Raw genomic sequence first — 23,208 nt, forward strand, 5'->3', positions numbered from 1 at the left:
AGTCACCCCCAACGATCTTCGAAGCGAGTCGACATGAGTCTCACTGCCCGTTTCAGCTGCCTGAGCGATAACGACCCCGACGCGCTGTCGGTCGAGCAGGCGCGGAGCTTCATTCGCAGCCAGCTCACCCCTGTCGGAACGCACGAGCGCGTGGCGCTGCGCAGCGCCCTGGGTCGCGTGCTGGCCAGCGACGTCATCGCGCCATTCAATGTCCCGGCGCACGACAATTCGGCGATGGATGGTTACGCGCTGCGCCATGCCGATCTGGCGAGCGGTGGCGAGACGCGTCTGCGCGTGATCGGTACGGCGCTGGCCGGGAAGGTTTTTGCCGGTTCGGTGGGCGCCGGCGAGTGCGTGCGCATCATGACCGGCGCGCTGCCGCCGGCGGGGACCGATACCGTCGTGATCCAGGAGCTGGTCCGGGTCGACGGCGATCATCTCATCATCCCGGCCGGCCAGCGCGCGGGCCAGAATATCCGCCTGGCTGGCGAGGATCTGGCGTCCGGCCGGCCGGCGCTCGCCGCCGGGCGGCTGATTCGCCCGGCAGAACTCGGCCTGATGGCTTCGCTCGGCTGTGCAGAGGTCAGCGTCTACCGCCGTCTGCGCGTGGCCTTCTTCTCGACCGGCGACGAACTGTGCTCGATCGGTAGGCCGCTTGCCGACGGGGAAGTATATGACAGTAACCGCTACACGATTTTCGGCATGCTCACGCGCCTCGGCTGCGAGGTGCTCGACCTCGGCGTCGTCCGCGACGATTCGGCAAGTCTCGAGGCGGCGTTCCGCGACGCCACTGCCGCGGCTGACGTGGTGATCACCAGCGGCGGCGTCTCGGTCGGCGAGGCCGATTTTGTCAAGCCGCTGATGGCCAAGCTTGGCGAGGTGCTGTTCTGGAAGATCGCCATGAAGCCCGGGCGGCCGATGGCCTTCGGCCGCATCGGCGGTGGCGAGCGCGCCGCCTGGCTATTCGGTCTGCCGGGCAATCCGGTCGCGGTGATGGCCGCTTTCTACCAGTTCGTCCGTGACGCGCTGTATGTGCTGATGGGCGCCGACCCGGCTCCCGCTGTGCCGCTGCTGCCGGCGGTGAGCAGCGTGGCGATGAGAAAAGCCCCCGGCCGCACCGAGTTCCAGCGCGGCATCGTCAGCCAGGTGGATGGGCAATCCTGTGTTCGCCCGGCAGGCGGCCAAGGCTCCGGCGTCCTGCGCTCGATGTCGGAAGCCAACTGCTTCATCGTCCTCGAACACGATCGCGGCCAGGTCGCCGTCGGTGATCTGGTTCAGGTGCAGCTGTTTGACGGGCTGGTCTGAACAGCGTCGTCAGTCGCGGTGACACCGATCCACTTGCGTAGTCCGCCTGTCTGCTCCCGGTGATGCCCGGCAGGGGTCCGGTTTGCGCCGGCTGCGGGAGCTGAAGCGGCAGCAGGGATTCGCGCCGCGTGCGCCCGCCGGGCTTCCGTTCTCCGATCCGCGCCTGGCGCGGCTGCTGACTCGACGAGGGCGAAGCGATGGAACGTATCATGAGCAAGATGCTCACGCATTTCTGGCTACCCGAAACAAAATACATCATTGCCGCGGTGGTCATTCTGGCGCTGCTCTGCTTGCGTCTTCTGCCCAAGGAACGTCGGCGCATTGCCAACACGGTGGCACTGTTTGTCGTCTGCGTGGCGGGGCAGGCATTCGGCGCATGGCTGCAGGCGCTCGACTATTCGCGCGCGGCGGTGATGGTGCACGAGGTTTTCGTCATCGGTTCGGGCATGGCGATGCTTCGCCTTGCCGCCTTGTTCATCTTTCGCGTCATCCTGCCGAAAGTGGGCATCGTCGTCGTGCGCATCGCCGAAGACATCACGGTGCTGGCCGTCTACGCGGCCTTCCTGCTGGCACGACTGCATATCGTCGGGCTCGATCCGTCGAGCCTGCTGACCACTTCGGCGGTGCTCACGGCGGTACTGGCCTTCTCGATGCAGGATACCCTCGGCAACCTGCTTTCCGGCGTCGCTCTGCAGCTCGACAACTCGCTTCGTGCCGGCGACTGGATCAAACTCGACGACATCAGTGGCCGCGTGCTGCAGACGCGCTGGCGACAGACAACGATCAGGACGCGCAACGGCGACGTGGTCGTCGTTCCCAACAGCCAGCTGATGCGCGGGCGGTTCACGCTGTTCGGCCGCGCCGACGTCCCGAGCTGGCCGTGGCGGCGCTGGGTGTGGTTCAACGTGACCTACGAGTCGCCGCCGGCCGCTGTCATCCAGAAAGTCGAGAAAGCGATCAATGGTGCCGAGATTCCGAATATCGCCCGCGAGCCGCCCGCGAGCTGCGTGCTGATGGAGTTCGGCGCTGGCTACGGGCGCTACGCGCTGCGCTACTGGATGCTCGATCCGCAGCCGGACGATCCCACCGACTCGGTCGTTCGCGTGCATATCTTTGCTGCTCTGCAGCGCGCCGGGATGCGTTTGGCGGTCCCGGAACAGGCGCTGCACGTCACCAAGGAGAACGACAGGTATCGCGAATCGGTGCACCGCCGTGAAATCGAACGCCGGATCGCTGACCTGCGCAAAGTCGAGCTGTTTGCCGGGTTGCAGGACGACGAACTACGGACGATCAGCGAGCGGCTGGCCTATGCGCCGTTTGCTCGCGATGACGTCATCTTCCAACAGGGCGACGCGCCGCAGTGGCTCTATCTGCTCACCGTCGGCGAAGCGGAAGTGTGGATGGATTTTCCCGGTCACCCACGGCAGCTCTTCCGGACCATTCAGGCCGGCGGCACCTTCGGCGAGAAAGGCGTGCTGACCGGCGAGGCACGACGCGCCACCGTCACCGCCAAGACCGATGTCGTTTGTTACCGGCTTGACCAGACGACACTGGAAGATGTTATCCGCTCAAGACCAGCCATCGCCGAAGCGATTGCCGAAATTCTCGCCCGCCGTGAAGCGCAGATGGACGAATTCCACAACCAGTTCCTTGACGCTCACGCTGATCGCGCAACGTCGCCGCCGAAGGCCGGCATGCTCAAGCTGATGCGGAATTTCCTCGGGCTGTGAGGGGCGAGTCGCGTGCTCGCGTGTGCGAAAAGCGTCGTTCCGTGAGCGTCGTGCATGCGCCAAGCCGTGAAAGCGCCACCGTCGGCACGACGTGATCGAGCCTGTGATCGTCAGCGACGCGAAAACCCGAGACCATCATCGGAGCGTCGCTCATGCGGGCAGCGGCGCCGGCACGAAGGGCGCTCGGCCGCTGCTCAGGTAGGCCGCGCAACGCTCGATGTATTCGCTCGTGCTTTTCGGCATTGGCGTACGTGCGCGCGCGATATAGAAGACGAGGTCGCGGCCGTTGCGCAGCAGCTGCAAGCCATCGGAAACGCTGTGCAGCGCGCTGCCGCTTCGCTTTTCGCTCGCTTCTCCCGCCGCTTGCGGCGTGAAGCTGGCCAGTCGTTCGCCGGCGGTGACCAGGTGTGCCCAGACGTCGAAGATCCCCGGGTCGGTGCGCAGTGTTTCGGTCTTTATCCTGGCCGCGTCGGCGAAATCTCGAATCGGTGCCTCGACGGCCTCAAAGGTCGGAATGCGGCAGAAGGCGCTGACCATCGCATCCGCGATCCGGTCGATGTCGCGCATGCTCTGGCCGATCTTGACGTAGCGGCTTTCATAGAAATCTTCGACGGGAATCGAAAAAGCCCGGAAAGGTTCGCCCCACAACTCGTCGATTCCTTCCTCGCCGCTGCGGTGGAGAACGAAGCGGCCGAGCTGCATGGCTTCGAGCAGGCATTGGCCGCATTCGCGCATCAGGGCATTGTCACTGCCGACCTCGACGCCATCGGCCTGCAACTCGACCAGCCGTCGGAAAATGTCGGTCGCGCGATTGAAGAGGGCGCCGGCGAGCATCCCGGCCTTGACCCGCCGCCGCCCCGGGTCGGTTTCCGCGACGAAACTCTGCCGCGTTTCGCCGAGGCGGCAGCCGGGAATGTTGAGCCCATGCTCGGTGTGGTTGAACAGGCGCCGGGCCAGCGCTTCGATCAGCGACTTCTTTCCCTGCAGTGAATCGGCCGGTACCGGGTAGGTCTTGATCCAGTAACCATCGTAGAGCACACGCTCTCCATCGTCGAAGACTCTTCGCCTTCCCTCGGGCGGCAGTGGGTCAATGGTCGACGGCGGTTCGAGGCGGAAAACATTGTTCATCAGGGTGATTCCCGGAAAGCGGATGTCTTACCCGGAGCAAAAATCGTGCTTGCCTTGCAGCGTTGCTCGCGATTCCCAGGTAACTGCTTTTATGGGAAAAATTTTCTTGGAGGATCGCAGTGCAGTCAGGTGCGCCACGACGAGGTGCATCGCAGGCCGGGAAACGGAATTTTCTGCACCGCGCTGGCGCGTCGCGATGCGCTTGTCGACGACCATTCTCGCCTCGTCGGCACGAAGGGCGGGCAGGGCACGGGTGATCGCCACGCGCTCGCATCCTGAATCTCGAAGCGCGTTGAACGCGCGGACCGCGGACCACTGCTGCGCCTCGTATTTTCGCCCCTGGGTGATACGATGAGCTGTCGATGTTGCGCCACGGAAGGCAGGCGAAACCATACAGACGGGAGGAAATACGGATGGCCGCATCTTTGATCGTCGATACCTTGCTTTAAGACCCGGATCAGTACGAAGAGTACAAGTTGAAGGCCAAACGCTGATCGAGCAGCTTGGCGGCGGTGGCAGCACCTTTCAAGGCCATCTATGCGAAGGCGTTGCCTGTGGGTTTCGGCGTCGACGGTCAGTCACGTGGGGTAGAGCGGTCGCGGTAAACATTCGATCCGGTTCGCAGATGAAGTCTCGGGCCGCCTCGTGGGAGACGGCCCGCGTGTTTTCCGGTCGAAGGCTTAGTCCGTGGCTCTCTTGAGCCCTTCGGCTGCAGCCTTCTGCGCCTCTGCCGTCATCTGCGATTGGCCGAGCTTGAAGGTCAGCTTGTCAATCGTGCCCGTGAACCTGAATGGCAACTCGTAGCTGTCGTCTACTCCCGATCGCGTATCCAGGCCCACGTCCAAGGTCTCGTCGATGGACATGAGGATCGGAATCGTGTGCTTGATCGTCTTGCGATCCAGTTCCTTGCCGTCCACCGACAATACGCCGGTGCCGCCCTTGGCGGGACCGGGGCCGTCATACTTGAAGTCGAAAACGATCGTGTGCTTGCCGGGCTTGAGCGCTTTGCCAAACAAGTCCTGGTCAACGATCGCGCCGACGCCGCCTTCCCAGCGGAATCGTTCGAGATCAAGAAGGTTGTATACGAAGACCGGCCTGCCCTTTTGCAGGAAGAGGCCGTAGCCGCCGAAGCGGCCGCCCAGCGTCACGATCATGCCTTCTGCGCCGCCTTCAGGGACGGTGATCTCGGCGGTGATGGTGTAGTCCTTGTTCAGGATGCTGGGCGCGTTTCCGACGGGAATGCCGGCCTTCTCACCGGTGTAGGTGAAAACGGTCTGGCCCGCGGTGGCGCTCGGTCGTGGCGTCAGGAGACGCGGCAGAATCGAGTTGTCCAAAGGCAGGACCTGGTATTTCTTCGCCTCAGTCAGGAACAGGGCCTGCATCTCCTTGAGCTTGGCCGGTTCTTTGGCCGCGAGATCGTTGTTCTGCGAGTAGTCATCCGCGATGTTGTAGAGTTCCCACTTGTAGTCGCTGATGGGCGGCAGTGGCTTGCCGCCGAGGAGCCAGACCGGCTCGGGTGGCGTAGTGCAGGCATACCATCCGTCGTGATAGATGCCGCGGTTGCCGAACATTTCGAAGTACTGCGTGTCGCGTTTCGACGGGGCCTTGGCGTTTGCCGCATCAAACGTGTAAGCCATGCTCACACCTTCGATGGGCTTTTGCTTGATGCCGTTGACTTCCTCGGGGGCCTTAACGCCGGTGACTTCCAGGATTGTCGGCACGATATCAATGATGTGATGGAACTGCGTGCGGATGCCGCCCAGGTCCTTGATGTGGCCAGGCCACGAGATGACCATGCCCTGCCGGGTGCCGCCGAAATGCGATGCAATCTGCTTGGTCCACTTGAATGGCGTATCGAATGCCCAGGTCCAGCCCACCGCCATGTGCGGGTAAGTCTTAGCCTGACCCCAGTCCTCATAATGCAATAGCTGCTCGGCCTCGGGGAGAGTCAGAATGCCGTTATAGGCAGTCATCTGGTTGAAGGTGCCCTCTAAAGTGCCTTCAGCGCTGGTGCCGTTATCGCCGCTGATGTAGATGATGATCGTGTTATCCAGTTTGCCCATGTCCTCGACGGCTTGAATGACACGGCCGATCTCATGATCCGTATAGGCGACGTAGCCGGCGAAGTTCTCCGCTTCGCGGGCATACAGTTTCTTCTGGATTTCGGTTAGCGAGTCCCACTTCGGGAGCTTCGCGCCGGCGTACTCGGCCTGGCCATCCGGCCACGGAGTGAGTTGGGTGTTCGCCGGAATTATGCCGAGCCGTTTCTGGTTGGCGATGATTTGCTCACGCGTTTTCTCCCAGCCTTGGTCGAACTTACCCTTGAACTTCTCGCGCCACTCCAGTTTGGGCTGATGCGGCGAGTGCGTGCCGCCGGGCACGTAGTAAACAAAGAACGGCTTGTCGGGCGCGGCCGCGTTCAGGTCGCCCATGTATTTGATGGCCTCGTCCGCCATGTCGGTAATGAGGTTGTAGTCCTTCTTGCCGACGAACGGAAATATCTGGGTGTGATCGCGGAACAGGTACGGCGTCCATTGGTCAGTTTCGCCGCCCATGAAACCGTAGAAATACTCAAAGCCCATCCCGGACGGCCACTGGTCGTAGGGGCCGGCCACGCTGTACTGATAAGTGGGCGTGTTGTGGTTCTTTCCAAACCACGAGGTGGCGTAGCCGTTGTCGCGCAAGATGGTGCCGATGGTTGCCTTGTCGGGAGTGATGACGGAATCGTAGCCGGGAAAGCCGGTAGACATTTCACCGATCACCCCAAAGCCCACCGAGTGATGATTACGACCGGTGATCAGCGCCGCCCGCGTCGGCGAGCACAGCGCGGTAGAGTGGAACTGCGTGTAACGCAATCCCGCCTTGGCGATACGATCCATGGCGGGTGTAGGAATTACGCCACCGAAGGAGCCTGAAACGCCATAGCCCTGGTCATCGGTCATGATCAGCAGAACGTTGGGTGCGCCTTTTGGCGGCACCACGCGGGGCGGCCAATACGGCTTGGAATCCGGGGCCGTTTCCTTGATGACGCCGCGGAACTCCAAAGGCGGGGGCGGCAGTTGGTTTCCGTTGATGACTTGCGTGGCGCTGGGCGAACCTGGCGTGCCGGTGATTTGTTGGGCCTGCACGCTGCTCAGCGCCAGCGCGCTTACCAGCGCCGCCATGAGGAAGCTTCTTGTTTTCATGTCGTTCCTTTCTTTTTGCCAAGGATAGGGATGCCAGCCGCTTGCGCGGAGTATCGCTATCGAGCGGCGACAGGTCAATCATAAGTTTTCGGCACGAACAACCCCAAGGCAGCGAAGTTCTTGGCGTCACTGGCGGTCTGGCCAACCCGAACCACTGCTTCGTTTTCGCCTTCGGCGACACCGATCTCGGCGGCTCAACCTTCGTTCAGCAGTCGATCCGCGCTCTACCCGAGCGGCCAGTTGGGCGCTGAGGGCCGGCGGCCTGCTCGCGGTGGGTGGCATCCGGCGGCGCCGCGTGCCTCCTCGGGCCTGAGGGAGGCTGGCGGCGGCGACATGGCGGACCTGCGCTGGAGCAGGATCAAGCCCCTACAGTTGCAGGCGGCCGGCGTAGCCGGTCATTTCCAGGTAGCCGCGGCCGCTGAGGCTGCCTTCGAGACGGACCAGGCCTTCCCAATAGACGACCGGCGCCGGCCGGCTGGTCGACAGTTCCTGGTCGTCGAGTACCGGTCGCGTACGCAGCGTCAGCTCGCCGAGTCGTATTTCGATCTGCACCGGGTAGCTTGCGCCGCTGCGCGGCGACGCCCAGTGGCGCAGCGGGTGGAAGGCGACCTCGCCGGCGGCGAACTGGCGTACCTGGCCACCGGCATCGCGCCAGGCGGCGTGCGCAAAAAGCGTTGCGCCCTGTGAATCGCGCATGCGGAAAGCCATCAGCGCGCCACCGTCGTCGAGGTTGATTCCCACCCAGTCCCAGCCGACGGCGTCGCCGCCGAGGATGGCTGTCGACCACTCGTGATCGAACCAGGCGCGGCCGCTGGCCGCCCGGCGCTGGCCGTCGAAGAGCAGTGAGCCGGCGACCTGCAGCTGCGGCCAGCTGACGTAGTAGCTGGCCAGGGCCGCCGCCTGGCCCTTGCGTGAATAGCCGCCATCGCCTTGCAGCAGTAGCGGCTGCGATGGGGTCAGTGTGAAGTCGTACGAGAATTGCGGGCTGTTCATTTGCAGGCGCAGGACTTCGCCGGTGCTGCGCTGTTCGCGGTTCATCCGCCAGGCGCCGATGTGGATGTCGCAGTCGCTGCTCGAGAACGCGGCTCCGAGATTGGCGCGCGCGGCGCGTTCGCTATGCAGCAGACGCTCGCCGGGGAGCGTCAGAGCGGCGTGGGCGAACAGGATCTGGCGCGCAGCGAGCGGCGATTGCAGGTCTTCGGCGTTGCCCGGACGGCTGCGAAAGAAGGTCAGCTGAAAACCAATGTCGGCCTGCGGTACGTCGAGTGCGCCGGTGACGTACCACCATTCGGTGCGGAAATCGGGATGTGCGCCGTGGTCACGCGGGAAAGCGAGTTTGATGCCGGGGGTGACCGGCGCGTAGGTGACTGGCGCTCGCGCGGGCGCCGCGAGCGTCAGCGTCGGCAGCAGCAGGGGAGTGCACAGGAAGCTGCGGCGGCGCACTGTTCGCTCTCCTTTCGCCTACTGCGCGCTGGCCAGGACCTGCGCGACCGGCAGGCGGGTCGCCTGACGCGCCGCGTGGCGACTGGCGAGTACCGCCGCGGCCAGGGTAATCGCCGCGCCGGTAACGAGCGCTGCCCAGGGAATGGCCAGCGCCATTCGCCAGTGAAAGGCTTGCGGATTGACGACGTGGGTCAGGATGGCGCCGATACCGACGCCGCAGGCGAGGCCGATCAGCACGCCGACGGTGGCGATCAGCGCGCCTTCGAGCATGACCGCGCGGCTCAGCATGCGGCGGTCGAACCCCAGCGCGCCGAGCGTCGCCAGCTCGCGCGCGCGCAGCCAGACACTGGCGGCCAGCGTCACCGCCAGTCCGAACAGCCCGATCAGCATCGCCGCCGCTTCGAGCGCGTAGGTCACGGCGAAGCTCTTGTCGAAGATCGACAGGCTCAAGCGGCGAATCTCGGCGCTGTCGGCGACTTCCAGTCCGTACTGGTCAGCCCACGGCGCCAGCCAGGCGCTGGCATGCGCTTCCTCTCCGGGCCGCGGCCACAACGCCAGGTCGGTCGGCTGGAAGTCGCCGCCGAGTTGCTGATAATCGTGGCGGCTGATGACCACTGCGCCGAATTGCCGGCCGTAGTCGCGCCAGACGCCGCCGATGAAAACTTCGATCTCGCGTCCCAGAAGTGGCAGGCGCAGCGTTTGGCCGGGTGCCAGGCGATAGATTTCGGCCATCGGTTCGCTGATCCAGACGGCGGGAAGGGCGGCCGGCGGCGCGAGCAGCGGCCCGGTGACCGGCAGTCGTGCGGCCGGGTCAAGGCGATCGATTTCGCGGACCAGCAGCGCGACCTGGGGTCGCTGCGGGTCGATGATCAGCGAAGCGTTGGCCATGCGCTCGACCCTGGTGAACGGCGCATCGGGCTGTGCCAGGGCAGCGAGCAGGTCCTGCGGCAGCGGTGTCGCCTTGCTGCGCAGGTAGAGCGGCGCCGGCAGGACGTGATCGAGCCATTGGTCGACGGCGACGCGGAAGCTGGAGACCATGATCACCATGCTGGCAGTCAGCGCGAAGCTGACGATCAGCCCGCTGGCGGCGACCTGGGCCATCAGCGGCGCCTGCGCGACGTTCTGCAGGGCGATGCGTTGCGGTGCGGGCAGCGCTTGCGCGCTGAGCCAGCCGAAAAGAAGTTGCGTCAGCAGCGGTGCGCTGGCGATGCCCGCGACCAGAACCAGCGCGATCGCCGCATAGCCGGCGAGCGGCAGTGCGAAGAGCGGCGGCAATTGCGCCAGCGCCAACGCGGCCAGCGCCAGGAACAGGGGCAGGCGCAGCCGCGGCAGTCTGGCGCGCGCCGTGTCGGCGTGCGACTGCTGCGCAAAGCCGGTTTTCAGCGCCTGGGCGAGCGGCTGCATGCGGTTCAGGTACGCCGGGTAGCTCGCGCCGGCCAGGCTGGCGAGGCAGCCCAGCGCCAGGAAGACGAGGGCCGGTGCCGGCAGGGGAATGATCGGCGGTGCGCTGCCGGCGAAGTAGCCGCCGCCGAGATCGCCGCCGAGCAAGCGCGTGAAGGCGACGGCCAGCGCGTAGCCGAGGCCGAGTCCGAGCAGCGCCCCCGGTACGCCGATCGCCAATCCTTCGAGCAGGACCTGCAGCAGGCGCATGCGCGGTGACAGGCCGAGGACGCCGAGCAGGGCGAACTGGGTCGAGCGTTGCGCGACGGAGGTCAGCTGCGTGGCAAAGACCAGGAAGGCGCCGGTGAGCAGGGCGACGAGCGCCAGGACGTTGAGGTTGACGCGATAGGCGCGCGAGAGGTTGGAGACGCGTGCGCTGTCGTCGTCGGCGACGCGGATCAGAAGACCCGCCGGGAGTTGCTGCGCCCACTTCTTGCGCCAGGTCGCCAGGTCGCTATCCGGCGCCAGGCGAACGCGGCCTTCGCTGACCGCGTCGACCGGGCCGAAGCGCTCCTGCACCCAGGCAATGTCGGCGACCAGCAGCAGGTCGTCCGGACGCGCCGCCGGCAGGTCGCCGGCAAGCGTCGCCGGCCACTGCTGCTCGCCGCGCACCAGGGTCAGCGTGCGGCCCGGGCGCGCGCCCGAGTCGCTGTCCGGGGCGCGTTGGGCAAGTTTGGCGAGCAGCGCCGGCGAGGCATAGACGCCGCCGTTGAAGAGGTTCGGCGCCGCCGCCTGCTCGTTGTGTCGTGGCAGCAGGTCGGGCATGACCGCGGCGGCGCTGAAGACGTCGATGCCGATCAAGGTGACCGGGGTGCGCGCGTTGTCGATGCGTACGCGCGTTTCGATGACCGCAGCGATGACCAGTACCGCCGGGTCGCGCGCGATCGCGTTGAGCGTCGCGAGAGGCACGCTGCCGGCGCTGTCGCGCGCGGCGATCACCGCATCGGGGTCGCCCTGGACGCTCTTCATCGCCCTGGCGAAGTCGGCGAGCGCGGCGTCGTTGATCAGATGAATTGCGTAGCCGAGCGCGACGCCGAGCGCGACGGCGAGCATCGAGAGCAGCGTCGCCGCGCGCCGTGTCGTGAACTGGGCGCGGATCAGCCACCACGAGAGCCTGCTCAGCGCCTGCATCGTGTCCTCGCTGCACTCATTCCAGGAGCCCGTCGGGGGTCAGTGTCAGGATGCGGTCGCAGCATTGCGCGACGTGCTGCGAGTGGGTGACGACCAGCGCGCTGGTGTGCTGCTCGCGGACGCGTTCGAGGAGCAGGGCAAGGACCTCGCCTGCGGTGCGCGGGTCGAGGTTGCCGGTCGGCTCGTCGGCCAGGACCAGCGCCGGATGGTGGACCAGCGCGCGGGCGATGGCTACCCGCTGCAATTCGCCGCCCGACAGTGACGCTGGCCAGCGCGGACCGAAGCTCGCCAGGCCGACGCGCTCGAGCAGCGCGCGCGTGCGCGCTGCATGCTCGCCGGCAGGCAATCCGCAGAGCAGCAGCGGCACGGCAATGTTCTGCGCCACGGTCAGCGTCGGCAGGATGTGAAAGGCCTGGAAAACGAAGCCGATGCTGCGCGCGCGCAAGGCCGCGCGCGCCGTCTCGTCGAGGGCGACGATGTCGAGCGCCTGGGGGCCGATGGCGATCGAACCGCGGTCGGCCGTTTCGAGTCCGGCGATGCAGTTGAGCAGGGTGCTCTTGCCGACGCCGGACTCGCCGACCAGGGCCACGATTTCGCCGGCAGCGATGGTGAAGCCGAGAGCGCTGAACAGCGGCCGGCTGGCCCGGCTGTGCTGCTTGGCGAGGTCGGCAACGTGCAGCATCGATCAGCCTCGGCGTCCGGCGGCTACCTGCCCGCCGCGCCGGCCCGCAAGCTGGTCAGCAGCTTCTGTCCGGCGCGACCATCGGCGGTCATGCCCAGGCGTTGCTGCTCGATCTTGATCGCGTCGCGCGACTTGGCGCCGATCATCCCGTCGACCTCGCCGATCGCGTGTCCGCGGCCAAGCAGCAGGGTCTGCAACTCGCGACGTTCGAGGCGCGAAAGGCCGAGGTCATCGGTCGGCCAGGGGGTGACGAAGCCCTTGCCACCCCTGATCCGATCGGCGAGATGGGCGATGGCCAGCGCGTAGCTTTCGGCCGCGTTGTAGCCGTAGATCACGTCGAAGTTGCGGAATACCAGGAAGGCGGGACCCTCAGGGCCGGCGGGCAGGAGCAGTCCGGCGGCGGTGTCGGCCGCGGCGATCGGCTGGCCGTCGGCACGGCGGACGCCGCGCGTCGTCCAGTAGCTGAGCGGACGCTTTTCGCGGCGACCGGAAACGCTGCTGTCGAAGCCGGCCGGCAGCACGACCTCGTAGCCCCAGGGCTGGCCTTCGCGCCAACCGCCCTTGTGCAGGAAGTTGGCCGTCGACGCCAGGGCGTCGGGGACATTGCCCATCAGGTCGCGCTTGCCGTCGCCGTCGCCATCGACCGCCAGGCGCAGGAAGGTCGACGGCATGAACTGGGTATGGCCAAAGGCGCCGGCCCACGAGCCCACCAGCTGCTCCGGCTCGATGTCGCCGGAATCGAGGATCTTCAGCGCACTGAGGAACTCGCCGCTGAAGTACGCCTGACGTCGTCCGAAGCAGGACAGCGTGCCCAGCGAAGTGAGCAGCGGGCGGCTACCGAAGTTGCGCCCATAGTTGCTCTCGACGCCCCATACGGCGACGATCGTCGCCGGGTCGACCTGGTAGCGCTCGCTGGCCATGGCCAGCGTGTCGGCCCACTTGTTGCGCATTTCGAGTCCGTCGGCGACGCGCTCCTCGTCGACCAGGCCGGAGAGGTAGTCCCAGATCGGCGAGCGGAACTCGGGTTGGTAGTCGAGAAATTCGAGCACGCTGAGGTCGGGCGACAGGCCGCTCGTCAGGCGCTCGAAGGAGGCCGTCGAGATGCCCTTTTTCGACGAGGCGACGGCGCGCAGGGTCTTCATGCACGCGCCGAAGCGGTCGATCGGATCGCTTTGCTGGGCGGCGACGGCGCTGGTCATCAGCGCCATGGAAAAGGCGAGGCAGGTGATTTTCATGGCTGGTATGTGTTCTTGAAGGACAGGAAGGGAGGCCCGCGGCAGTGCAGCGCGGCGGGCCGACGGACACTGCCCGCGGCACGCGGCAGCGCCGCTGCAGGCTGCGAGTCTGGCAGATACGGGGAAAGCTCAGCGCTCGCCGGGGGGAGGCGGGCGCCCCGTGGCGCGGCCCGGTTCGCTGCCCGACTGCTGGTCGGGTGCTGTGCTGGCCTGGTACTCGGCATCGCTGATGACTTCGCCCTCGATCACCCGTCCACCAGCCTGCGGCGTCTGATAGCCACCCTGCCGACTGGCCTCCTCCTGCATGCGCTGGTGCAGGTCGCGCAAGTCCTGGGGCAGATGGCGCGTCTTCCACTTGAGGTAGGCGAAGACGAGCACGCCGACCACCAGCACGACGCCGAGAGCGAGGATCGAGAACATGAAAGCGACCACCAGCACCAGGACGCCGGCAGCAATCGTCAGCAGTTTGCCGAAGACGCTCGTCGGGGGACCGGCCAGAGGCGCTCGGTACGCGGATCGTTGTTCGTTGATTTTCATCGAAATCCTTGTGGATGCCTTCGGTCAGCGAGCTGTACGTTCTCGGCGCCGCCTGGGCATTGTACTCAGCCGACCCAGCCAGGCAGCCCAGGCATTGTAAGGTCTTGGCGGCGAGCCGGCCAGTCCTGGCGCGTCCCGGTGCATGCTGCGCCGGCGCGGCAGGTGCAATGGCACCGGATGTTGACGACGGGCAAAAAAAAGGCCCGCCAAGGGGGGGCTGGGCGGGCCTGTGCTGCCGCCGCCGCGACATTCCCAACGAGGGGAGGGGGAGGAGGAACGCCACAGCGACGGACGAATACTATCGGCAGCCCTGCTCGCGGTCTGTGTGCTCTCTGTTTCACTGTGTGACGGCGTGTAAGAAATCGGCTGAGAAATTAAAGTAAGAAACGAAGCATATCTCTTAACATATTGACAAAAAACTAAAGATGGCTGCTTATCTTGCGGCCGGAGGTGGCTTCCATCGCGCGCCTAAGTGACGAAGGGGTCGGCCACTCCGTCAAAAAGGCGCCGCAGGAGTTTCTGCTCCTTGGCCTCGATCGACGCCAGGAAGTCGCTTGCCGAGCCCATGCCACGGAAGGCATCGAAGCCACGTTCCAGGAACTGGTGCAGGTCGCCGAGTCCGGCGAGTTGTGCGGGGCGCCGCATCATCTTGAGGAGACTGCTCAGCAGCGGTTTTGTAGCCAGTCTGTCGAGCGCCTCGCCGGTTTCGCGAATCAGCACAATCTGTCGCTGGCGCTCGGCCCGGCAGGCTACGCCGCGGTAGGCCGTGGCGTAGCCGACTTCGTCGATCTGCTCGATCCGTCCGGCGCGGCACAGTTCGGCGACCATTGCCGAGTCGAGCTCTTCGGTCAGGGCGTCGAGTTCGACAGCCAGCGCGACAGTGCGCAGCGCCGACGCCGGCAGCATCTTGATCAGCAAGGGCAGAATGCGCTCGACTTCCTCGTCGCGGCTGCTGAAGTCCTTTGGCCCGTAGAGATCGGAGATGAAAAACCGGGCGGCGGGGCCGAAGCGTGCGCTGGCGAGCAGTTCGGCATGGGTGCGTGCCAGGCGACCGGCTTGCCATTCACGCAGGTACAGGCGCGCGCGCGCCGCCGCCGGGTCGAAGTTGGCCTGCTGGCGCAGGTGTTTCGCGGCTTTCAGGTGTCGGCGCAGCGCTTCGGCGCATTGCCGTTTCTCGATGGCGGCGGTCGAATCGTCCATGGCGGGAATTATGCCCGGCCGCACGCAGGCTGTTTAGAGGGCTTCGCCTAACGGGAAGCACGGGCGCAACATACACTTTGTCCTGGAAGCAAGTTCAGCAAGGAGTTCCTGATGTCTCATTCCCAGATCTTGTCCGATGGCCTGGCCGAGCGCTTTGCCGTGCAGCAGCGCGCAGCACGCCGCGACCCGAATCCGGATCGCGCGCTGCGCGAACGCCGTCTCGTCGCTCTCGACCGGCTGCTGCGCGACAACGCGGGAGCGATAGCCGAAGCCGTCAGCCGCGACTTTGGCTACCGTTCGCCAGCCGAAACTCGCCTCCTCGAGCTGTTTCCGAGTTACGAAGCGATTCGTCACGCGCGTCGCCATCTGCAGCGCTGGATGCGCCCGCAGCGGCGCGCGGTGTCGCTGTGGTTCCAGCCGGGGCGGGCGGAGGTCCGCTATCAGCCGCTTGGCGTCGTGGGAATCATGGTGCCGTGGAATTACCCGATTTTCCTGGCCGTCGCGCCGCTCGCCGCAGCGCTGGCTGCCGGCAACCGGGCTCTGGTCAAGGTGTCCGAGATGTCGCCGAACACCGCTGCCCTGTTCGCCACGCTGGTCGCCGGGACCTTTGCCAGCGACGAGCTGTCGGTCGTCGAAGGTGACGCCAGCGTCGCGCAGGCGTTTTCCCAGCTGCCCTTCGATCACCTCCTGTTCACCGGGTCGACGGCGGTCGGCCACCACGTCATGCGCGCTGCTGCCGACAAGCTGACGCCGGTAACGCTCGAACTCGGCGGCAAGTCGCCGGCGATCATCGGTCCCGGGCTGGCGGCGGGCAAGGACTTCGCGCGCGCCGTCGAGCGCATACTGATCGGCAAGTGCATGAACGCCGGACAGACGTGTATCGCGCCCGACTACCTGCTGCTGCCCGCCGGCGACGAGCAGGCGTTCATCGACCGCGCCCGCGCATTCGTGGCCCGCGCCTATCCGCAGCTGGCGAGCAACAGCGACTATTCGACGATCATCGACCAGCGTCACTACGCTCGCCTCTGCGCTTATGTCGACGAGGCCAGGGCGAGCGGCGCAAGAGTCGTCGAACTGGCGCCGGGCGCTGCCGCCGACCCGGCGACGCGCCGCTTGCCGCCGCTGGCGCTGCTCGGCGTCGGCGACACACAGGCGGTCATGCAGGAGGAGATCTTCGGGCCGCTGCTGCCGATTCGGTCGTACCGGCATCTCGACGAGGCGATCGCTTTCGTGAACCAGCGGCCGCGACCGCTGGCCCTGTACTACTTCGACAGTAACGCCGAGCGCATCGACCGGGTGCTCAATGAAACGGTTTCGGGTGGCGTGACGATCAACGATACGATTCTGCACATTGCTCAGGACGACCTGCCGTTCGGCGGCGTCGGCGCCAGCGGCATGGGCCGCTATCACGGCTTCGAGGGGTTCGAGACCTTCTCGGCCAAGAAGGGCGTCTTCCGGCAGTCGCGGCTGTCCGGCATCGGTCTTTTCAATCCGCCATACGGCAGGGTGTTCAAGCTCCTGACGCGGATCATCATGCGATGAACTTCGGGCGTCGGCAGTTCATCCACACCGGCCTGGCGGGCAGCCTGCTGCTGTCTTTCTCGGGTTGGCTCAACGCCGCCGGGGCGCGGCGTTTCAGCGCAGCCGAGCGCGAGATGCTCGGCGCGGTGGTCGACGCCATGCTCGACGGCGTCCTGCCAGTGCAGAGCACGCAGCGGCGGCCACTGGTGGCGCAGACGGTCGACGGCATCGCGACGGCAGTGGCCGGTCTTTCCGCCGCCAGCCAGACGGAGATCGGCGAGCTTTTCGGGCTGCTGGCAATTGCGCCGGCCCGCATGTTGCTGGCCGGCGTCGGCAAGCCGTGGCGCGAAGCGAGCGTCAGCGACGTCGGCGAATTCCTGCAGTCCTGGCGGGACAGTCGTCTTGGCCTGCTGCAGGGGGCCTACGGCGCATTGCACGATCTGACCTACGGCGCCTGGTACGGCCGTCCAGACAGCTGGGAGGCAATCAGCTATCCGGGACCACCGCGAGGGTATTTCTGATGGAAGATCCGATCAGGGTCGGGCTTGCCGCCGGCTGGAAACACGTCGACGCGTCGGCTCTGGCGCACAGCCAGACGATCGATGTCGATGTGGTGATCGTCGGCACCGGTGCCGGGGGCGGGGTCACCGCCGACCTGCTCAGCGCCACCGGGCTGCGCGTCGTCCTCGTCGAAGAGGGGCCGCTACGCTCGTCGAGCGATTTCAAGATGCTCGAGAGCGACGCCTACCCCGAGTTGTACCAGGAATCGGCAGCGCGCAAGACCGCCGACAAGGCCATCAACATTCTGCAGGGGCGCTGCGTCGGAGGTTCGACGACGGTCAATTGGACCAGCAGTTTTCGCACCCCGCCCGAAGTCTTTGCCTTCTGGCAGCGCCACTTCGGTCTGCAGGAGCTGAGCGCCGAGTCGATGAGCTCGTGGTTCGCGGTCATGGAGCACAAGTTGTGGGTGCGTCCCTGGGATACGCCACCGAACGCGAACAACAAGATCCTCGCGGCCGGTGCCGAGAAGCTGGGTATCGCCGTCGGCAGCATCAAGCGTAATGTCAAGGGCTGCTGGAACCTTGGCTATTGCGGTATGGGTTGCCCGACCAACGCCAAGCAGTCGATGTTGCTTACCGCCATTCCGGCGGCGTTGAGCCGTGGCGCGACGCTTTATACGCGGTTGCGCGCGGAGCGCCTGCGCTTCGCCGGCAGCCAGGTTTCGGCGCTCGACTGCAGCGCGCTGCAGGCTGACGGCATCCACCTTTCCGGTCGGCAGGTGCGTTTTCGCGCCCGCCACTTCGTCGTTGCCGGCGGCGCCATCGGCAGCCCGGCGCTGCTCATGCGCAGCAGCGTTCCCGATCCCTACCGCCTGCTCGGCAAGCGTACCTTCCTGCACCCGGTGGTGATTTCGTCGGCGCTGATGGACGATCGCGTCGACGCCTACGCCGGCGCACCGCAGTCGATCTACAGCGATCACTTTCTGCACCAGGCGCCGATCGACGGTGCGCTGGGTTTCAAACTCGAAACGCCACCGCTGCATCCGGTGCTCTATGCGACGACGCTGCAGGGCTACGGCGAGGCGCACGCCCGTCTGATGCGCGATTTCACCAAGGTTAACGTCGTCCTGGCGCTGTTGCGCGACGGCTTCAACCCCGCAAGCCGCGGCGGCCGAGTCCGCCTCGGCGCTGGCCGCCTGCCGGTGCTCGACTACCCGCTCGGCGAAGTGATCTGGGAGGCGGCACGTCGGGCCTTGCTGGCCATGGCCGAGATTCAGTTTGCCGCCGGCGCGCGCTGGGTCACGCCGGTGCACGAGACGGCGCCGGGCTATACGAGCTGGGCCGCGGCGCGGAAAGGAATCGCCGAGCTGCCGCTGAAACCTTTCCTTTGCCGGGTGGTCAGCGCGCACGTGATGGGTGGGTGCGGAATGGCAGATGCTCCGCATCGCGGCGTCGTCGACCACCGCGGGCGACACTTTTGGCTCGATAATCTGTCGGTGCTCGACGGTTCTGTTTTTCCGACCAGCCTGGGCGTCAATCCGCAGCTTTCGATCTACGGCCTGGTCGCACGCAATGCCAGCTTGCTGGCCGCCGAGTTGTCGGGCCGGCCGCTTCCCGCCATCCCCTGAAGGAGTCCTACCGCCATGCTCGCACGCGCCCTTCGCCTCTCGCATGCGCTGGAAATAGCGTTCTACGTCGTTCTGGCGATGAGCGTGTGCGACGTCTCGTTGGCCACCGCCATCCCGCTCGCGCTGCTCAGCATGCTTGCGTTGCGCGCGCTGATCATCGCGGTGACCTACGGCTATTCCTGGGTCCATCGTTCGCCGCCGGCGGAGCACGCGCAAGGGGGGCAGGCGGAGTGTCCGCCGCATTTTTCAGTCTCCTCGCATTCGCCGCCACCGCGGCTGACGATCGCCGAGGTGATACGGATGGTGCTCGGCGAGTATCTCAGTTTCGTCGTCAGCTTCCTGATCCTGTTTCCCTTCGAGCGCTGGTGGATGGGCGACGATCGCCTGCGGCCGCTGCCCGCGCCAGTCGGTGAAGGCGATGACCGTCAGCTACCGGTGTTGCTGATTCACGGTTACGGTTGTTCGCGCGGTGCCTGGTGGTGGCTGCGCGCGCACCTCGAAGCCGCCGGCTGGACGGTGGCGACGATCAGTCTCGAACCGATCTACACGAGCATCGACAACTACGTCGATCCGGTCGCCCGCCGTATCGACGCCGTTCTCGCCGCGACCGGTGCCGAACGCCTGATCCTGGTCGGCCACAGCATGGGCGGGCTGGTCTCGCGTGCCTACCTGCAGCGCTACGGTGACGCGCGCGTCGCCCGCCTGGTGACCCTCGGTACGCCGCATCAGGGCAGCGAGCTGGCGCGCCTCGGCTTCGGCGCCAACGGCCGCGAGATGAGGCCGAACAGCGCCTGGCTGCAGGCGCTCGCCAGTCCGCCGGCGGCGGTCGGCACGGTGGCCATCTACAGTCCGCACGACAATTTCGTCCTGCCGGCGGAAAGGCTGGAACTGCCGGGCGCGCAGAGCCAGACGATCAACGGCGTAGGCCACCTGGCGATGCTCTTTTCGCCACGTGTGATCCAGGCCCTTCTGGCGGTGCTCGAGCAGACGCAGCCGCGTGCGATCAGGGCGGCGAGGGCAGCCAGGGCGGCGAGTGAAGGCGAAGACCGGGACGCTTAGCTCAGCCGCAACAGCTGGGCCAGGAAGTCGAAGAACAGGCAGTAGAGGGCAATCGGCAACGGCAGGCCGAGAAGCGTGGCGATCATGTACTCACGAAAGCGCACTCCCGACAGGGCCAGTGCGTAGTTGAGCGCCGGCACGGTCTGGAACAGCACTCGCAGGAAGACCATGCTGCGGATCGGGCGGGCGTCGAGCTGCGCCAGCAAGCGGTTCGCGACGCGGCTGTTCAACTGGCGCAAGGCATCGCCGCCGAGCAGGCGGATGCTGACGAAGGTGAGCGCGCACGACAGGCACGCGGCAAGGTAAGTGAGCGCGCCGCCCCAGACGCGGCCAAGCGCGAGCACCGCGGCGGCGAGGAAAATCCACCCCGGAATCTGGATCAGGTTGCCGAGTGCGAACAACGCGACGAAGATCAGTACTCCGTTGAGCCTGTTGTGGAGGAACTGGTCGCGCAGGAATTGCAGGCTGAAGTGGTCGCGCAGCCCGGATAGCTCGAAGCCGGCGAAGAGCACGGCGAGAAACAGGGCCACGGCCAACAGGCGCGGCCAGGGGATCGAGCGCTGCGTCAGCATCGGGTGGATGAATTTCATGACTTTGGTTGTCGAAAAAATACTTTGGTCCGACTGTAAGCCATCGCCGGCAAGTGACGACAGTAGCATTGCCATCGGCGAAAACCATCCTTCTACTCCCTTCAACGCGAGAACACCAAGATGAACGAGCTGCATGGACTATTCTTCTGGGGTTTCCTGCTCCTGTTCGGCGCCGTGATGTACCTCATCTCACCACGCAGCAGCGACGCCGCCGGCTTTTTCCGTGGGCACGACGCGCAGGGTCGCGCGCCTTCGGAGTGGGCCTTGATGATGAGCGTTTTCATCAGCTGGATCTTCGCCAAGTCGGTGACCAACGCGGCCAACCTCGGCGCCACCTACGGAATCGTCGGCGGCCTCGCCTACGCGACCTACTGGCTGTCGATTCCGCTCGCCGGGGTAGTGATATACCGCCTGCGCACGCGCGAGGGAGCGACCGGGCTGGTCTCGTTCCTGGTCGGAAAATATGGCCGCGGCGCGGCGCTGGCCTTTTCGCTGGCGATTCTCGTTCGCCTGTTCAACGAGGTGTGGAGCAATACCGCCGTCGTCGGCGGCTACTACGGCGAGTCGGGGTCGGCGGCGTTCGTCGGCGCCGCACTGCTGTTCACCGCCGTGGTGCTCTTCTACAGTCTGAAGGGCGGCCTGCGCAGTTCGATCTTCACCGACGTCGTCCAGGCCGTCGTCTTCCTGCTCTTCCTGGGTGTCGTCGTGGCCATCGTGCTGCCGGCGCACACGCCGACGCAGCTGTTGAGCGAAGGCAGCTTCACGCTCGCCGGTGGCGTCGACCTGCTGCTGGTCGCCTTGCTACAGGTTTTCTCGTACCCTTTCCACGACCCGGTGCTCACCGATCGCGGCTTCATCTCGGACGAGAAGGGCATGTTGCGCGCCTTCATCGTCGCCGGCGTTCTCGGTTTCGTGTGCATTGTCGCCTTCAGTCTGGTCGGCGTGCATGCGCGTCTCGAAGGCCTTGCCGCGGGCAGCAACGTCCCCGCCGATGTCGCCCGCGGCCTGGGTTTCGCCGGCTTCTTGGCGATGATCGCGGTGATGATCTCGTCCGCCGCTTCGACCCTCGACTCGACCTTCTCGTCGCTGTCGAAGTCGGTCGCCCAGGAGTTGCCGATGCTCGCCGGACGCGAGCCACTGCCGCGCGCGGTACGTGTCGGCGCGCTGACAATGGTCGTCTTTGCCCTGCTCGGCAACCTGCCGATGCTTGCCGGCACGGACATCCTCAAGGCGACGACGATCAGCGGCACGATGGTCATCGGCCTGGCGCCGATCTTCCTCTTCTCGCGCTGGGTCGGCTACTCGCCGCTGTCCTTCCATCTCGCTTTCTGGAGCGGCATGCTGCTCGGCATCCTACAGGCGACGCAGCTGATCCCGGCGAGCTGGGCGATCGGCGACGGCAAATACGCCGTCCTGCTCGGCACCAACGTCTACGGCCTGGCTCTTTGCTCGGCAGCGTTCTTTCTGCCCTTGCTGTTGCCCAGCAGACGCATGGGACGTTGCGAGGACGCGGCGTGAGCTCGTCTTTCGCCCGATGAATCGGGCGCCTGCGGGTGGGCCGGTCGTTGGCCAGGCGGGTGATGGACGATGGTGGTGGCTCGAACAGGCGAGGGAATCTTGCCAGACCCGCAGGGTGGGTCGATACTGAGTGCGTCTTTCGGCCACGCGACGATTTCCCGATGCCACAGCCCACGTTCCCGGTAATCACTGCCCCAGTCGAGGTGATCGATCGCTACACTTGCCGGCCGGCCCGCGCTTGCCTGCAGGCGCTTCAGTTGCTGGGGGTGCTCGCTCTGGTGGTGATGCTCGGCCTGCTCTCGGCGCTTCCTTCTCTGGCGGGGGAACAGGATGTCTTCGTCAGCCGCGGCGCTGGCAGTCCGGTGTATTCGGACAAGCCGCAGCCGGGTGGAAAGGCGCTGACCTTGCCGCCGATCAACGTCGTCGAGCCGGTACCGACCGGTGACACCAGCGTCAGGCGGAGACCGGACGAGCCCGCCAGACCGACGCCAGGAGGACCCGCCTATCGCAGCTTCCGCATCGTCTCGCCAGAGGACAACGGCAGCGTCCTCGCCAATACCGCACTCTTCGACGTGCGCGTCGCCGTCGAGCCGGCGCTGCAACTTGGCGCCGGGCACGCGATCATGGTCAGCATCAACGGGCAGCCGGTCGCGCAACGCTTTACCGCCAGCGAATTCACCATTCCTCCCGAGTTCTGGGGCGATGTGCTGCCGCCACCCAATCAGCGCCACCAACTTGACGCGACGATCGTCGACCGCAACGGCGTGGTGCTCGAAAGGGCGGCGCCGGTGACTTTCATCCTGCGCTATGCTTCTGGCGGCTATCAGCGGCCGTGGCAAGGGCCTGGTTACGGACCGGGCTACGCGCCAGGTTTCGCTCCAGGCTATGGGCCCGTATACCGACCAAGGCCGGTGCCGCTGCCCGAGTCGCGGCCGGTCGAGAAGCCGAAGCCACCGCCGGCGCAGCCCTTTGACCAATGGGAGAAAAAGTTCGAACAGGAGGGGCTGCGTTTCTACAATCGCCAGGAGCCGCTTAATCAGGAAAAGCCCATCCGGGAGAAGCCCGGACGGGGCGAGGGCCGTTGACGGCGGGGAGCCGCTTGCAGTCTTGCGTACTTGCCTCGGGTAGTCGCTGTCCGGGGATCATCCACCTCGTGCCCCGCCAGCTCCGCAGCTCTTCCACTGCCTACTCCACCACGCCACAGGTTTCGACCCTTTAATTATTGCTGTAGAATCGTGTGCTTTTCGTATGCGACGCGGTGAAGTGACAGCGCGGGCGCGAATGCGAAACCGAAGCGCGGGCACTTTCCCGATGGCGTATTCGTCCGCTGCGGGGATTGGCGAACGCTCATCGAGACCGCTTGCATCGTCAACGCT

The 23,208-nt window shown here is 65.7% G+C and carries 18 protein-coding genes; 8 read left to right on the forward strand and 10 right to left on the reverse strand.

The annotated features are described in order from the left end of the window. Positions 1-33: 33 nt before the first annotated feature. Both glp and QZ613_RS02715 read left to right on the forward strand, forming a co-directional pair. Complete coding sequence (gene glp / locus QZ613_RS02710) at positions 34-1,305, forward strand: gephyrin-like molybdotransferase Glp (RefSeq protein ID WP_043567811.1); 1,272 nt, start codon at positions 34-36, stop codon at positions 1,303-1,305. A gap of 209 nt (positions 1,306-1,514) precedes the next feature. Then, the gene (locus tag QZ613_RS02715; RefSeq protein WP_291863740.1) at positions 1,515-3,035 is read left to right on the forward strand and encodes a mechanosensitive ion channel family protein; all 1,521 of its coding nucleotides are present in this window, start codon (positions 1,515-1,517) and stop codon (positions 3,033-3,035) included. Positions 3,036-3,185: 150 nt separating this feature from the next. Here QZ613_RS02715 and QZ613_RS02720 read toward each other — a convergent pair whose 3' ends face one another. From QZ613_RS02720 to QZ613_RS02760, 9 genes are all read right to left on the reverse strand, one after another. Beyond that, positions 3,186-4,163 (reverse strand): hypothetical protein, encoded by a 978-nt coding sequence (locus tag QZ613_RS02720; RefSeq protein WP_043567809.1) that lies wholly within the window; start codon positions 4,161-4,163, stop codon positions 3,186-3,188. Positions 4,164-4,190: 27 nt separating this feature from the next. Next, the gene (locus QZ613_RS02725) at positions 4,191-4,427 is read right to left on the reverse strand and encodes a hypothetical protein (protein WP_043567807.1); all 237 of its coding nucleotides are present in this window, start codon (positions 4,425-4,427) and stop codon (positions 4,191-4,193) included. A gap of 416 nt (positions 4,428-4,843) precedes the next feature. Then, on the reverse strand, positions 4,844-7,327 hold the full coding sequence (locus QZ613_RS02730) for an arylsulfatase (RefSeq protein WP_291863758.1): 2,484 nt from the start codon (positions 7,325-7,327) through the stop codon (positions 4,844-4,846). 387 nt (positions 7,328-7,714) lie between these two features. Then, positions 7,715-8,791 (reverse strand): lipocalin-like domain-containing protein, encoded by a 1,077-nt coding sequence (locus tag QZ613_RS02735; RefSeq protein ID WP_043567803.1) that lies wholly within the window; start codon positions 8,789-8,791, stop codon positions 7,715-7,717. 18 nt (positions 8,792-8,809) lie between these two features. Next, positions 8,810-11,362 carry an ABC transporter permease gene (locus QZ613_RS02740; protein WP_291863735.1) on the reverse strand — a complete coding sequence of 851 codons (2,553 nt, stop codon included), beginning with the start codon at positions 11,360-11,362 and terminating at the stop codon, positions 8,810-8,812. Positions 11,363-11,378: 16 nt separating this feature from the next. Beyond that, positions 11,379-12,044, reverse strand: coding sequence for an ABC transporter ATP-binding protein (locus QZ613_RS02745; RefSeq protein ID WP_043567802.1), 666 nt, complete (start codon positions 12,042-12,044; stop codon positions 11,379-11,381). A 23-nt stretch (positions 12,045-12,067) separates the two neighbouring features. Then, positions 12,068-13,243 (reverse strand): lytic murein transglycosylase, encoded by a 1,176-nt coding sequence (locus QZ613_RS02750; RefSeq protein ID WP_291863757.1) that lies wholly within the window; start codon positions 13,241-13,243, stop codon positions 12,068-12,070. A 165-nt stretch (positions 13,244-13,408) separates the two neighbouring features. Next, complete coding sequence (locus tag QZ613_RS02755; protein WP_291863721.1) at positions 13,409-13,816, reverse strand: hypothetical protein; 408 nt, start codon at positions 13,814-13,816, stop codon at positions 13,409-13,411. A gap of 468 nt (positions 13,817-14,284) precedes the next feature. Then, on the reverse strand, positions 14,285-15,016 hold the full coding sequence (locus QZ613_RS02760; protein WP_291903818.1) for a hypothetical protein: 732 nt from the start codon (positions 15,014-15,016) through the stop codon (positions 14,285-14,287). A 111-nt stretch (positions 15,017-15,127) separates the two neighbouring features. On the opposite strand from QZ613_RS02760, the gene QZ613_RS02765 reads away from it, so the two are divergent. The 4 genes from QZ613_RS02765 to QZ613_RS02780 are packed head-to-tail and all read left to right on the forward strand — an operon-like array spanning position 15,128 to position 19,724. Continuing rightward, positions 15,128-16,558: a coniferyl aldehyde dehydrogenase gene (locus QZ613_RS02765; protein ID WP_291863717.1), complete on the forward strand. Its 1,431-nt coding sequence runs from the start codon at positions 15,128-15,130 to the stop codon at positions 16,556-16,558. After that, positions 16,555-17,058, forward strand: a complete 504-nt coding sequence (locus QZ613_RS02770) for a hypothetical protein (protein WP_291981439.1) — start codon at positions 16,555-16,557, stop codon at positions 17,056-17,058. The genes QZ613_RS02765 and QZ613_RS02770 overlap by 4 nt, the downstream gene beginning before the upstream one ends. Next, on the forward strand, positions 17,058-18,665 hold the full coding sequence (locus tag QZ613_RS02775; RefSeq protein WP_291863713.1) for a GMC family oxidoreductase: 1,608 nt from the start codon (positions 17,058-17,060) through the stop codon (positions 18,663-18,665). The genes QZ613_RS02770 and QZ613_RS02775 overlap by 1 nt, the downstream gene beginning before the upstream one ends. 15 nt (positions 18,666-18,680) lie before the next feature. Further along, positions 18,681-19,724: an alpha/beta fold hydrolase gene (locus tag QZ613_RS02780; protein ID WP_291863711.1), complete on the forward strand. Its 1,044-nt coding sequence runs from the start codon at positions 18,681-18,683 to the stop codon at positions 19,722-19,724. Here QZ613_RS02780 and QZ613_RS02785 read toward each other — a convergent pair. Then, positions 19,721-20,314, reverse strand: coding sequence for a VTT domain-containing protein (locus QZ613_RS02785; protein WP_291863709.1), 594 nt, complete (start codon positions 20,312-20,314; stop codon positions 19,721-19,723). The genes QZ613_RS02780 and QZ613_RS02785 overlap by 4 nt on opposite strands. Positions 20,315-20,434: 120 nt before the next feature. Here QZ613_RS02785 and QZ613_RS02790 point away from each other — a divergent pair, with 120 nt between their 5' ends. Beyond that, the gene (locus QZ613_RS02790; RefSeq protein WP_043567794.1) at positions 20,435-21,832 is read left to right on the forward strand and encodes a sodium:solute symporter; all 1,398 of its coding nucleotides are present in this window, start codon (positions 20,435-20,437) and stop codon (positions 21,830-21,832) included. 161 nt (positions 21,833-21,993) lie between these two features. After that, the gene (locus tag QZ613_RS02795) at positions 21,994-22,917 is read left to right on the forward strand and encodes a hypothetical protein (RefSeq protein ID WP_291863707.1); all 924 of its coding nucleotides are present in this window, start codon (positions 21,994-21,996) and stop codon (positions 22,915-22,917) included. The last annotated feature ends 291 nt before the right edge of the window (positions 22,918-23,208 follow it).

It is taken from the genome of Candidatus Accumulibacter sp. ACC005, from assembly GCF_907163215.1.
In the GTDB taxonomy this organism is placed as follows: Bacteria; Pseudomonadota; Gammaproteobacteria; order Burkholderiales; family Rhodocyclaceae; genus Accumulibacter; species Accumulibacter regalis.